This is a genomic window from Massilia sp. 01N410, from assembly GCF_056399665.1.
The window spans coordinates 111,915-125,645 of sequence record NZ_JBFTRV010000013.1 but is presented as its reverse complement, the minus strand read 5'-3'; the positions used below and the strand labels follow the sequence as shown (position 1 = coordinate 125,645).

At 65.2% G+C, this 13,731-nt stretch carries 9 protein-coding genes; 6 read left to right on the top strand and 3 right to left on the bottom strand.

The genetic code is table 11. The annotated features are described in order from the left end of the window. Positions 1-5 precede the first annotated feature (5 nt). Together AC1DOP_RS17925 and AC1DOP_RS17920 are read right to left on the bottom strand one after the other, a co-directional pair. Complete coding sequence (locus AC1DOP_RS17925; RefSeq protein ID WP_477252545.1) at positions 6-1,121, bottom strand: alpha/beta fold hydrolase; 1,116 nt, start codon at positions 1,119-1,121, stop codon at positions 6-8. A 2-nt stretch (positions 1,122-1,123) separates the two neighbouring features. Then, positions 1,124-2,737, bottom strand: a complete 1,614-nt coding sequence (locus AC1DOP_RS17920) for a M20/M25/M40 family metallo-hydrolase (protein ID WP_477252543.1) — start codon at positions 2,735-2,737, stop codon at positions 1,124-1,126. Between the two features lie 268 nt (positions 2,738-3,005). On the opposite strand from AC1DOP_RS17920, the gene prpB reads away from it, so the two are divergent. The 6 genes from prpB (at position 3,006) to AC1DOP_RS17890 (ending at position 12,562) form a co-directional block, all read left to right on the top strand. After that, positions 3,006-3,896, top strand: coding sequence for a methylisocitrate lyase (gene prpB, locus AC1DOP_RS17915; protein ID WP_442121696.1), 891 nt, complete (start codon positions 3,006-3,008; stop codon positions 3,894-3,896). A gap of 27 nt (positions 3,897-3,923) precedes the next feature. Then, positions 3,924-5,090, top strand: coding sequence for a bifunctional 2-methylcitrate synthase/citrate synthase (gene prpC, locus AC1DOP_RS17910; RefSeq protein ID WP_442121695.1), 1,167 nt, complete (start codon positions 3,924-3,926; stop codon positions 5,088-5,090). 45 nt (positions 5,091-5,135) lie between these two features. Continuing rightward, a complete protein-coding gene (locus AC1DOP_RS17905; protein WP_442121694.1) occupies positions 5,136-5,660 on the top strand; it encodes a GNAT family N-acetyltransferase in 525 nt (174 codons plus the stop codon). Continuing rightward, a complete protein-coding gene (gene acnD / locus AC1DOP_RS17900) occupies positions 5,657-8,272 on the top strand; it encodes a Fe/S-dependent 2-methylisocitrate dehydratase AcnD (protein ID WP_477252540.1) in 2,616 nt (871 codons plus the stop codon). The genes AC1DOP_RS17905 and acnD overlap by 4 nt, the downstream gene beginning before the upstream one ends. A 56-nt stretch (positions 8,273-8,328) precedes the next feature. After that, positions 8,329-9,531, top strand: coding sequence for a 2-methylaconitate cis-trans isomerase PrpF (prpF, locus tag AC1DOP_RS17895; protein WP_477252538.1), 1,203 nt, complete (start codon positions 8,329-8,331; stop codon positions 9,529-9,531). A gap of 151 nt (positions 9,532-9,682) precedes the next feature. Next, a complete protein-coding gene (locus AC1DOP_RS17890) occupies positions 9,683-12,562 on the top strand; it encodes a sensor domain-containing protein (protein ID WP_477252536.1) in 2,880 nt (959 codons plus the stop codon). Here the strand turns inward: AC1DOP_RS17890 and xth are convergent. Beyond that, on the bottom strand, positions 12,543-13,307 hold the full coding sequence (gene xth, locus AC1DOP_RS17885; RefSeq protein ID WP_442121690.1) for an exodeoxyribonuclease III: 765 nt from the start codon (positions 13,305-13,307) through the stop codon (positions 12,543-12,545). The two genes, AC1DOP_RS17890 and xth, sit on opposite strands and share 20 nt — an antisense overlap. Positions 13,308-13,731 lie beyond the last annotated feature (424 nt).

Genomic DNA, 13,731 nt, shown 5'->3' with positions numbered 1-13,731 from the left:
CTGCGTCAGGGCGCGACGTCGCCCGCCTTCTCCGCAAACGGCCGCGCATGGCGCACCAGCGACACCAGGGTCTTCCCCGGCTCCTCGTTGAAGATCTCGTGGGCCGAATGCTCGAACCACACCAGCCGCTTCGACGGCGCCTTCACCTTCCCGAACCATTCTGCGGTGGCCGATGAGGACACGTTGTAGTCGTGCCGTCCGTTGAAGATCAGGATCGGGCAGCGGAATGTCGTGTAGCCGCTGAAGTCCATCGAGATCGTCTCCGCCAGCAGCCGGCTGGACGAGAATTCGGTGGCGTCCCAGATGGTCTTCAAATCCGCATCCGTGTATTCCGGCGACAACTTCACCGCGGCCGCCTCGGCGTCGAAGCCGGTCCTGCCGTACACCGCGCCGCCGTAGCGGCCCAGCCATTTGCGCTGCAGGTAGAGGTCCTTCAGTGCTACCTGCTTGCCCGGCTGGGCGTAGGGCGCGATCGATTCCAGCTCGCGCACCGCCTCGAGATTGTTCTCCTTCTTCGCCGCATCCATCGCGAAGCGCCAGCCGCGCCGCTCGCTTTCCGGCGCATCCGTGATCTGGCCGATGCCGATATAGGCGTGCAGCCAGTCAGGATGGCGCTGCGCCAGTTCGATACCGAGCGAGCTGCCCCATGAGTGCCCCATCACGTAGATGCGCTGCTTGCCGAATTCCTTGCGCAGCCAGGCCACCATCTCCTCGGCGTCGGCCAGCATGCGGGCGCGGGTCATGGTCGGCGCTACCTTGCCCGGATCGTTGGCGGCATAGGTCTTGCCGGCGCCGCGCTGGTCCCATTGCACGACCGTGAAATACTCTTCCCAGCCGCGCTGGAAGTACCAGCTGGTCGGCATCGCCACATAGCCCGGGCCGCCGTGCAGCATCAGCAGCACCGGGTTGCGGCGGTCGGCGCCGCGCACACTGATCCACTGCTCGATGCCGCCGATCCTGACCGCCTGCGTCCTTTCGATGCCCTGCGGGGTGACGATGCGGCGCATGTCGGCGACGATCTTCACCGCCTCGGCGCGGCTGGCGATGCCGTCGGCCCGGGCGTTCGCACCCGGACCGGCCAGCAGCAGCGCGCAGGCAAGCGATGCGTATGCGCGCCTCATCCTCATTCCTTGGCCGGATCGCGGTAGTGGAAGGGATCGGTCGGCGTCGGCTGCTTCGGCAGCACGTTGCGCGGCATCGGTGTGTCGCTCTCGGCCGCCTGCAGCAGCACGGTGGCCATGATCACCGCGGCCTGGCGCAGGTCTTCGGTGCGCAGGTGGTCGAAGGTGTCGAGGTTCGAATGGTGCACGCGCGAACCGTAGTCGAGCGGGTCCTGGATGAACTGGAAGGCGGGCAGGCCCATGCCGGCCATGATCTGGTGGTCGGTGCCGCCGGTCTTCTTGGCCACGACCTTGTTCGCACCCAGGCTGTCGAAGGGAGCGAGCCAGTTCTTCAGCACAGGTATCGCCGCGAAGTTACCCTCGGCATAGATACCGCGGATCTTGCCCGAGCCGTTGTCGAGGTTGAAGTAGGCGGCCATCTCGTCATAGCCGGGCAGCGGCGTGACCGGGTAGGTCTCCCACATGAATTCGGGCAGTTTGGCGTGCTCCGGATTGCTCGGGCGCGGGCGGGTCGCGATGTGATTTTTGATATAGGCGAGGGAGCCCAGCAGGCCTTGTTCCTCGCCCGACCACAGCGCAAAGCGGATGGTGCGCTTGGGCTTCACGCCCAGCTGCGAGAGGATGCGCGCCGCTTCCATCACCACCACCGAGCCGGCGCCGTTGTCGGCGGCGCCGTCGCCGGCCACCCAGCTGTCGAGGTGGGCGCCGGCCATCACGTAGCCGGCCTGGGGATCGCTGCCCGGGATCTCGGCCAGGATGTTGTAGGCGTTCGTGTCGCGGTCGTCGAAGTGGACATTGCTGTTCAGTTCGAGCTTCACTTCGCCGACCTTGGCCAGGCGCGCCAGGCGGCGGTAGTCTTCGGCCGCCATCTCGACTTCGGGCAGGGAGACGGTGTCGCCCTTGCGGTGGAAGTAGCCTTCGCCCTGCACCAGGCCGCCGTTACGGTAGGACATCTTGACCAGCGCGACCGCTCCTTCCGCCGCCATGAAGCGGTCGATCTCGCGCGCCTGCTCGAAGTATTTCTTGTACAGGTCGAACGACTGGTCCGGATCGTAGTGCGGCTGGTCGTAGGTCGACAACTTGCCCAGTTCGGCCTCGTCGTAGCGCTTGAAGGTGGCGCCGGTGTCGTCCTTCGGCACCTCCGGATAGCTGACCAGCACGATCCTGCCTTTCACCTTGCCCTTGTACTGGGCCAGGTCGCGCACGTTGCGGACCGGCGCCACCACGATAGTCGCGCTCACGGTGCCACGGGTCGCCGGTGTCCAGGCCACCGGGATCGCGGTCAGGGCCAGCGGCCGCGGCGCCACCATGCGCACGCTCGAGGATTCGATCCACCAGCCGCGCCCGAAATCGTAGCCTTCGGCGTGGACATTCTTCAGGCCCCAGCTCGTGAACATCTGCTGGGTCCACTTTTCCGCCTGGCGCATCGCCGGCGAATTGGTCATGCGGCCGCCGATGCGGTCGCTCAGGTAGGCGGCCAGGTTCACGACCTGGCCACGGTTATAGCCTTCGTCGGCGATGCGGTTGATGGTGTTGGCGTCGACCGGTTCGGCATGGGCGCCGAAGCAGAGCAGGGCGATGCCGGCGAGCAGGCCGGCCTTACGAATGTCGCACATAGATCCTCTTGGTTGTTTTTGTCAAAAAGGAATTGCGCAGAGGATTCTACGCCTGAGCAACTCAGCTGTGCGAACAGGATCCAGGCTTGCGTGTTGCGCAACGATGTTTCAAAATGAAACGTTCGTGAAACATCGATGCCGAAACACGCAGGGCGAAACGGCGCAAGTGCTTGAAAACACGGGGCAAGGCGCCAGCGATTGGCTTGGCACGCCGTTTGCATTAGTGAGGGCATATTCCCGTCAACGCATCATTGAAAGGTAAGAGGACATGAGCCAACTCTCCGCAGGCGCCAAATTCCGCCAGGCCGTGCAGGAAGAACATCCGCTGCAGGTGATCGGCGCGATCAACGCCAACCACGCCCTGCTGGCCAAGCGCGCTGGCTACCGCGCGATCTACCTGTCGGGCGGCGGCGTGGCTGCCGGCTCCCTGGGCCTGCCCGACCTCGGCATCTCGGGCCTGGAAGACGTGCTGATCGACGTGCGCCGCATCACCGACGTCTGCGACCTGCCGCTGCTGGTCGACATCGACACCGGCTTCGGCTCGTCCGCCTTCAACGTGGCCCGCACCGTGCGCTCGCTGATCAAGGCCGGCGCCGGCGCCTGCCATATCGAAGACCAGGTCGGCGCCAAGCGCTGTGGCCACCGGCCGGGCAAGGAGATCGTCAGCCAGGGCGAGATGGTCGACCGCGTGAAAGCCGCCGTCGACGCCCGCACCGACGACAACTTCGTCATCATGGCGCGCACCGATGCGCTGGCCGTCGAGGGCCTGGACAAGGCCGTGGAGCGCGCGGTCGCCTGCGTCGAAGCCGGCGCCGACATGATCTTCCCGGAAGCGATCACCAGCCTGGAGATGTACGCCCAGTTCAAGAAGGCGGTCAAGGTGCCGATCCTCGCGAACATCACCGAATTCGGCGCGACCCCGCTGTTCAGCGTCGAAGAGTTGAAAGGTGCCGACGTCGACATCGTGCTGTATCCGCTGTCGGCTTTCCGCGCCATGAACAAGGCCGCCGAGAACGTCTACGAGACCATCCGCCGCGAAGGCACCCAGAAGAGCGTGGTCGACACCATGCAGACCCGCGCCGAACTGTACGACCGCATCGATTACCATAGCTTCGAGCAGAAGCTCGATGCCCTGTTTGCCCAGAACAAAGCCAAATAATTCATCGAATACGGAGATATCAAGACCATGACCGATCAGACCAGCCAAACCGAGACCCCGACTTTCAAACCCAAGAAATCGGTCGCCCTGTCCGGCGTCGCCGCCGGTAACACCGCGCTGTGCTCGGTGGGCCGCTCCGGCAACGACCTGCACTACCGCGGCTACGACATCCTGGACGTGGCCGACACATCCGAATTCGAAGAGATCGCCTACCTGCTGGTGCACGGCAAGCTGCCGACCGCCGCCGAACTGAAAGGCTACAAGGCCAAGCTGAAGATGTTGCGCGGCCTGCCGCAAGCGGTGAAGAGCGCGCTGGAAGCCCTGCCGGCCGCCTCGCACCCGATGGACGTGATGCGCACCGGCGTCTCGGTGCTGGGCTGCACCCTGCCGGAAAAGGACGACCACAACATCCCGGGGGCGCGCGACATCGCCGACCGCCTGATGGCGTCAACGGGTTCGATGCTGCTGTACTGGTACCACTTCAGCCATAACGGCAAGCGCATCGAAGTCGAGACCGACGACGACTCGATCGGCGGTCACTTCCTGCACCTGCTGCACGGCCAGAAGCCATCCGATGAGTGGGTGAAAGCGATGCACACTTCGCTGATACTGTACGCCGAGCACGAGTTCAATGCCTCGACCTTCACCGGCCGCGTGATCGCCGGCACCGGTTCCGACATCTACTCGGCCATCACCGGCGCGATCGGCGCGCTGCGCGGTCCGAAGCACGGCGGCGCCAACGAAGTCGCCTTCGAGATCCAGAAGCGCTACGAGAACCCGGACGAAGCCGAAGCCGACATCCGCAACCGCGTCGCCAACAAGGAAGTCGTGATCGGCTTCGGCCACCCGGTGTACACGATCTCGGACCCGCGCAACAAGGTGATCAAGGAAGTAGCCCGCGATCTGTCGGCGAGCGCCGGTTCGATGAAGATGTTCGACATCGCCGAGCGCCTGGAAACGGTCATGTGGGAAGTGAAGAAGATGTTCCCGAACCTGGACTGGTTCTCGGCGGTGTCCTACCACATGATGGGCGTGCCGACCGCGATGTTCACGCCGCTGTTCGTGATCGCGCGTACCTCGGGCTGGTCGGCACACATCATCGAGCAGCGTATCGACAACAAGATCATTCGTCCGAGCGCGAACTATGTCGGTCCGGAGGATCTGAGGTTCGTGCCGCTGGCGGAGCGTAAGTAAACCACTGCCGTCATCCCCGCTTTCGTGGGGATGACGAAGGATGACATGAACGATCCGACTATCCGCCGACTCACCCCAAGCGACACAGCCGCCTACCGCGAGCTGCGCCTGGCCAGCCTGCGCGAGTTCCAGTTCGCGCACGGTCCCGACTACGAAGAAGCGCTCGGCAAATCCCTCGCCTGGCATGCGGAGCGCCTTGCCAGGCCGGACTACCACTGGTTCGGCGCTTTCGACCGTGAACTTCTGGTCGGCGCCATCTGCCTGCGCGCCAAGGAGGGCAGGCGGCTGCGTCACGTCGCCAGCCTGAACAGCCTGATGGTCGGGCGCGAGCATCAGGGCGCCGGCATCGGGCGACTGCTGACGGCGCATCTGATCGCCTTTGCCCGCTCGCTCGGCCACATCCGGCAGCTCACGCTGGTGGTCAACGAGGACAACGCGCCGGCCCGTCGCCTGTACGACAGCCTCGGCTTCCAGCAATTCGGCGTCCAGCCGGATGCCATCTTTCACGAAGGCCGGTACTGCGCCACGCAGCACCTGCTCTTATCTCTGGTTTCACCTGATCCATCATGAACAGCCAATATCGCAAACCCCTGCGCGGACAGGATGCCGCCCAGACCAATCTGCACTACTTCGACGCCAAGGCCGCAGTCGAGGAAATCCAGCCGGGCGCCTGGGACGGCCTGCCTTACACCTCGCGTGTGCTGGCCGAAAACCTGGTACGCCGCTGCGAGCCGCAGGCCCTGGTGCCTTCGCTGAAGCAGCTCATCGAACGCAAGCGCGACCTCGATTTCCCATGGTTCCCGGCGCGCGTGGTCTGCCACGATATCCTGGGCCAGACCGCCCTGGTCGACCTGGCCGGCCTGCGCGACGCCATCGCCCTGCAAGGCGGTAATCCCGCCCTGGTCAACCCGGTGGTGCCGACCCAGCTGGTGGTCGACCACTCGCTGGCGGTCGAGTGCGGCGGCTTCGATCCGGACGCTTTCGCCAAGAACCGTGCCATCGAAGACCGCCGCAACGAAGACCGCTTCGACTTCATCGAGTGGACCAAGAAGGCCTTCCAGAACGTCGACGTGATCCCGCCGGGGAACGGCATCCTGCACCAGATCAACCTCGAACGCATGAGCCCCGTGGTCCAGGTAAAGGATGGCGTGGCCTTCCCGGACACCCTGGTCGGCACCGACTCGCATACCCCGATGGTCGATGCGCTGGGCGTGATCGCGATCGGCGTCGGTGGCCTGGAAGCGGAGAGCGTCATGCTGGGCCGTGCTTCCTATATGCGGCTGCCGGACATCGTCGGTGTCGAGCTGACCGGGAAACCGCAGCCCGGCATCACCGCCACCGACATCGTGCTGGCGCTGACCGAATTCCTGCGCAAGTCGAAAGTCGTCTCCGCCTATCTTGAATTCTTCGGCGAGGGTTCGGCGAACCTGACCCTGGGCGACCGCGCCACGATCTCGAACATGGCCCCCGAATACGGCGCCACCGCCGCCATGTTCTCGATCGACGAGCAGACCATCAAGTACCTGAAGCTCACCGGCCGCGACGACGAGCTGGTGAAGCTGGTCGAGACCTATGCGAAGGAAGCGGGCCTGTGGTCCGACACCCTGGCGAACGTCGAGTACGAACGCACCCTGCATTTCGACCTGTCGACCGTGGTGCGCAACATCGCCGGACCCTCCAACCCCCACAATCGCGTGCCGACTTCGGAACTGGCGGCCCGGGGCATCGCCGGCAAGGTCGAGAATGAGCCGGGCCTGATGCCGGACGGCGCCGTGATCATCGCCGCCATCACCAGCTGCACCAACACCAACAACCCCCGCAATATGATCGCCGCCGGCCTGATCGCGCGGAACGCCAACAAGCTGGGACTGCTGCGCAAGCCCTGGGTGAAATCGTCGCTGGCGCCAGGCTCGAAGGCCGTGGCGCTCTACCTGGAAGAGGCGGGCCTGCTGCCGGAACTGGAAAAGCTGGGCTTCGGCATCGTCGCCTTTGCCTGCACCACCTGCAACGGCATGTCGGGCGCGCTGGACCCGGTCATTCAAAAAGAAGTGGTCGAGCGCGACCTGTACGCGACCGCCGTCCTGTCCGGCAACCGCAACTTCGACGGCCGCATCCACCCCTATGCCAAGCAAGCCTTCCTGGCTTCGCCGGCGCTGGTGGTGGCTTATGCGATCGCCGGCACGATCCGCTTCGACATCGAGAAGGACGTGCTGGGCGTCGATGCCTCCGGCCGCGAGATCAGGCTGGCCGACATCTGGCCGAGCGATGCCGAGATCGACGCCGTGGTCGAGCAGTCGGTCAAGCCGCAGCAGTTCCGCAATGTGTACGACGTGATGTTCGCGCGCCAGGAGACGACGGAAGAAGCCGTGTCGCCGCTGTACGACTGGCGCCCGATGAGCACCTATATCCGCCGTCCGCCGTACTGGGAAGGCGCGCTGGCCGGCGAGCGCACCATGAAAGGCATGCGCGCACTGGCGGTGCTGGGCGATAACATCACCACCGACCACCTGTCGCCGTCGAACGCCATCATGATGAACTCCGCGGCCGGCGAATACCTGCACAAGATGGGCCTGCCGGAAGAGGACTTCAACTCCTACGCGACCCACCGCGGCGACCACCTGACGGCCCAGCGCGCAACCTTCGCCAATCCAACGCTGAAGAACGAAATGGTGCGCAATGCCGACGGCAGCGTGCGCGCCGGCTCGCTGGCCCGCATCGAGCCGGAAGGGCAGGTCACGCGCATGTGGGAAGCGATCGAGACCTATATGGAACGCAAGCAGCCGCTGATCGTGGTGGCCGGTGCCGACTATGGCCAGGGCTCCTCGCGCGACTGGGCGGCCAAGGGCGTGCGCCTGGCGGGCGTGGAAGCCATCGTGGCCGAAGGCTTCGAGCGCATCCACCGCACGAACCTGGTCGGCATGGGCGTGCTGCCGCTGGAATTCCAGCCGGGCACCACCCGCCTGACCCTGGGCCTGGACGGTACCGAGACCTATGACGTGGTGGGCGAGCGCACGCCGCGCGCGACGCTTACGCTGGTCATCCATCGCAAGAACGGCGAGACGGTCGAGGTGCCGGTGATCTGCCGCCTGGATACGGCGGAAGAGGTGTCGATCTACGAGGCCGGCGGCGTGCTGCAGCGGTTTGCGCAGGACTTTTTGGCGACCACCAAAGTCGCTGCATGATATTGAACCCGTCATTCCCGGCAATGCCGGGAATGACGGTTTTGGAGCTAACACATATGGCCCACGTCCCACAGATTAAAATCCCCGCCACCTACATGCGTGGCGGCACCAGCAAGGGCGTCTTCTTCCGCCTCCGGGACCTGCCCGAAGCGGCGCAAGTCCCCGGCGAGGCGCGCGACAAGCTCTTGATGCGCGTGATCGGCAGCCCCGACCCCTACGGCAAGCAGATCGACGGCATGGGCGGCGCCACTTCCAGCACCAGCAAGACCGTCATCGTCGGCAAGGCCACGCGCCCGGACCACGACGTCGACTACCTGTTCGGCCAGGTCTCGATCGACAAGCCCTTCGTCGACTGGAGCGGCAACTGCGGCAACCTGTCGGCGGCGATCGGCCCCTATGCCATCGCCAACGGTTTCATCGACGCCGGTCGCATTCCGGAAAACGGTAGCGTCACCATCCGCATCTGGCAGGCGAATATCCAGAAAACCATCGTCGCCCACGTGCCGGTCACCAATGGCCAGGTCCAGGAAACCGGCGACTTCGAGCTGGACGGCGTGACCTTCCCGGCGGCCGAAGTGCAGCTCGAGTTCATGGACCCGGCGGCCGAGGAGGGCGAGGGCGGCGAAGGGGGGAGCAATTCGATGTTCCCGACCGGGAACCTGGTCGACGAGCTGGAGGTGCCCGGTGTCGGCACCCTGAGAGCCACGATGATCAACGCCGGCATTCCCACCATCTTCGTGAACGCTCTGGATGTCGGCTACAAGGGCACCGAGCTGCAGGACGACATCAACGGCGACCCGAAGGCGCTGGCGATGTTCGAATCGATCCGCGCCCACGGCGCCATGCGCATGGGCCTTATCGCGCACGTGGAGGAAGCCGCGCGCCGCCAGCACACGCCGAAGGTCGCCTTCGTCGCGCCGCCCGCCGATTACACGGCGTCGAGCGGCAAGCAGGTGAAAGCGCACGACATCGACCTGCTGGTGCGCGCGCTCTCGATGGGCAAGCTGCACCACGCGATGATGGGCACGGCGGCGGTGGCGATCGGCACCGCGGCGGCGATTCCCGGCACCCTGGTCAGCCTGGCCGCCGGCGGCCGTGCGCACGAGGCCGTGCGTTTCGGCCACCCGTCCGGCACCCTGCGCGTCGGCGCCCAGGCCGGGCAGGTGGATGGCGACTGGGTCGTCAAAAAGGCCGTGATGAGCCGCAGCGCCCGTGTGCTGATGGAGGGCTGGGTACGCATCCCCGGCGACGCTTTCTAAGAGCGACTCCAGGAGCGCATTCAGCCGATGAGCCCGCCGTACAACACGGCGGGCCTTTTTTTTGCCAGTTTGATATTTCCGGTGATTTGTGGTTTATGATTCCCATGGGAAATAGAGGTCCCATGGACGGACCCGGAGACTGGAACAAGGGATGGATCGTGTAACGAGCAAACCGGCCCTGGTGGCCGAAGCGCTGGCGCTGCTCGCGGCGCCGGCATGCGCCTGCGACGCGCAGGGGATGATTTGGGCGGCCAACGAGGCGCTCGAGCGGCTGCTCGGTGCGCCGATCGAGGGCCGCACGCTGCCGGCGCTGTTCTGCGAGCGCAGCGTCCCGCAGGCGCTGCACGAGACCGCCCTGGCGCCGGGCGGCGAACGGCGCTGGAGCGGCGTGATGGCTGCCGGCGCGCGCGAAGTGCCGGTCGAGGTGAGGGCGCGGCCGCTGCCGCCGGACGCCGGCATTGCCGGCGCCACCTTCGTGTTCGGCGAACTGCCCGGCACTGGCCAGGCCGACCAGCGCGCCCGCCTGGAGCAGGCCGCGGTGCTCGAACACGCCCCGGTCGGCATCGTCGTCACCCTGCCGCATATGGTCAAGTCCTGCAATCCGCGCATGGCCCAGATGCTGGGCTACGATGCCTGCGAGCTGGTCGGACGCGACCCGGTCGAGTTCTTCTTCTCGCGGACGCAGTACGCAGCCTTCATGGAGAAGGCGATCCAGGTCCTGGCCGCCGGCGAGCTGTTCGAACAGGCCGAGATCCAGCTGCGCCGCCGCGACGGCTCGCTGATCTGGTGCCGCATCCGCGCCAAGGCGGTCGACATGACCTCGCGCGAGGCCGGCACGATCTGGATCCTGGAAGACGTCACCGAGGCGCACCAGGCCCTGATCGAGGTGCAGGCGATCATGACCAACGCCTCGATCGGCATCTTCTTCACCCGCGAACGCGTCATCACGCGCGCCAACAGCAGCTTCGATCGCATGTTCGGCTACCGGGAGGGCGAAACCCTGGAACGGCTGACGCGGATCCTGTATGCCGACGACCAGTCTTTCGACGCGCTGGGCGTGGCGGCCTACAGCGTGCTCGGGCAGGGCAAGCCCTTCGAGGCCGAGAGCACCATGGTGCGCAAGGACGGCACGCCGATGTGGGCCAGGCTGATCGGCTATGCGATCAACCGTGAGGCGCCGGCCAAGGGTACGATCTGGATGATCGAGGACCGCACCCGCCAGAAGTGCGACGAGGAATCGCTGCGCAACGCCCTGCTGGAAAACCAGGCCATCCTCGACAACGCGGTGCTGGGCATCGCGGTGGTCGAGCACGGGCGCACGCTGCGCTGCAATCGCAAGATGGAAGAGCTGTTCCGCTATCCCGGCGCCGCGATCGAGGGCACCTCGGTGCGCGCGCTCTATCCGGACGCCGCCAGCTGGGACGAGGCGCGTCGCCAGACCCGCTCCGACTTCGCGGCCGGGCGTGTGCACATGGCCGAATACCAGCTGATGCGGCGTGACGGCACGCGCTTCTGGGCGCGCCTGTCGGGCCGGCCTTTCGACCTGGCCGAGAGCAGCGGCCGCAGCGTCTGGCTGATCGACGACGTCACCGACCAGCGCGAGGCGGCCGACGCCCTGCGCCGCGCGCGCGACGAACTCGAAGTGAGGGTCCACGAGCGTACCGCCGAACTGGCCGGCGCAAACCGGCTGCTGCAGGCCGAGATCGTCGAGCGCCGCCAGGCCGAGGCACGGGTCCACCACATGGCCTACCACGACGCCCTGACCGGGCTGCCGAACCGCGCGCTCCTCTCCGAACGCCTGGACCGGGCGATGCTGGCGGCGCGCCGCGAGGGCCGCAAGCTGGCCGTGATGTTCATCGACCTGGACCGCTTCAAGACCATCAACGATTCGCTCGGCCACCTGACCGGCGACCACCTGCTGAAGGAAGTCGCGAACCGCCTGTGCAAGGTGGTGCGCGCGGTCGACACCGTGGCGCGCCTGGGCGGCGACGAATTCGTGGTGCTGGTGCCGGGCGTGCGCGCGGCCGAGGAATGCGCGCTGGTCGGCGAGAAGATCATCGGTGCGCTGGCCGAGCCGGTGCGCTTCGAAGGCCGCAGCCTGCATATCTCGCCCTCGATCGGCATCTGCCTGTGCCCGGACGACGGCGAAGACGTCGAGACCCTGATGCGCAAGGCGGACGCCGCGATGTACCACGCCAAGGCCTCGGGCCGCAACAACTACCAGTTCTTCGCCGAGCGCATGAACGTGGCGGCGGCGCGCCATTTCGAACTCGAGACCAGCCTGCGCGGGGCCCTCGAACGCCATGAATTCACGCTGTTCTACCAGCCCATCGTCTGCATGCGGGAGCGCAGCGTGAGAGGCCTGGAAGTGCTGCTGCGCTGGCGCCGTCCCGGCCACGGCCTGGTCGCGCCCGACGATTTCATCCCGATGCTGGAGGAGAACGGTCTGATCGTGCCGGTGGGGGAGTGGGTGATCCGCGCCGCCTGCGAACAGGCGGTGGCGTGGCAGCGCACGGGGCTGCCGGCGGTGCCGCTGGCGATCAACCTGTCGGCGCGCCAGTTCATGCAGCGCGGCCTGATCGAATCGATCCGCCGCATCCTCATTGATACCGGCATCGACCCGAGCCTGCTCGAATTCGAGATCACCGAGACCGCGCTGATGCAGCACGGCCAGCAGACCCTGGAGACGCTGGGGCAGATCTCGAAGATGGGCATCCGCCTGTCGATCGACGACTTCGGCACCGGCTATTCGAGCCTGGCCTACCTGAAGCGCTTCCCGGTCCACAAGATCAAGATCGACCGCGCCTTCGTGCGCGACCTGGAATCGAGCAGCGAAGACCAGGCGATCGTCGCCGCCATCATGGCGCTGGCCGGCAGCCTGCAGCTGTCGGTGGTGGCCGAAGGCGTGGAGACCGAGGGCCAGATGGACCTGCTGCGCCAGCACGGCTGCGCTTATCTTCAGGGCTACCTGTTCGCGAAGCCGGCCGCCGCCGAGGAGATACCGCCGCTGTTCAGTCGAGCGTTGCGATGACCGGGGTGTGGTCCGAAGGCTGCTCCCACTTGCGCGGTTCGCGGTCGATCGTGCAGGCGGTGCAGCGCTGCGCCAGGCCCGGCGACAGCAGGATGTGGTCGATGCGCAGGCCGCGGTTGCGGCGGAAGGCCATCATCCGGTAGTCCCACCAGCTGTACTGCTTTTCCGGCTGTTCGAACAGCCGGAAGGCGTCCGTCAGCCCCAGGCCGAACAGCGCGCGCAGGGCTTCGCGCTCCGGTTCGGAGCAGTGGATCTGGCCTTCCCACTCGGCCGGATCGTGGACGTCGCGGTCGTCCGGCGCGATGTTGTAGTCGCCCAGGATCGCGAAGTCCGGATGCGCCGCCATCTCTTCCTTCACCCACTCGCGCAGGGCGGACAGCCAGGCCATCTTGTAGGCGTACTTGTCGGAGCCGACCGCCTGGCCGTTCACCACATAGGCGCAGATGATGCGCACGCCCTGCACGGTGGCGGCGATCAGGCGCTGCTGCTCGTCCGGGAAGTGCGGGTTGTTGCGCACCACGTCGCTCAGCGGATGGCGGGAGAGGATGGCAACCCCGTTATACGTCTTCTGGCCGGTGAAGGCGACCTCGTAGCCGGAGGCGTTGATCTCTGCGACGGGGAATTTGTCGTCGGTGAGCTTGGTTTCCTGGATGCAGAGCACGTCGACCGGATTGGCGGCAAGCCATTGCAGCAGGTGCGGCAGGCGCACTTTGAGGGAGTTTACGTTCCAGGTGGCAATTTTCATTAATGTGGGCGTCGAAAGATCAAACAGACCTGCATCTTAATAGCTCAACCGGCTTATGAGAACGTCTTTAGTCGATGCCTGTCGGAATTACTTACAGGACAGCGGAAATCCTTTAAAGGGAAAACGCTAACTATTTGATTTTATGAAATTTCTTCAAGGAGGAATGAATGTTGCTTTACCTCGGTTGCGAGACGGTAAGGCAATTTCAGCTACCTGTTGTATTTGTGGAGGGTTTCCTTTTGAAACCATGCGCAATTGCAATAATTTGTAGAAAATGCAATGGTGATGACGTAAAATCATTGCTCGATAAGAAAAACATATGACAGGTCTGGCAAACACGGCCTGACTGTGACAAGATGTAACAATCGGGGCAAGACGCGGAACGATTTCGTATCTTTTTTCATTCGGGAAGAAAAAGTTGCAG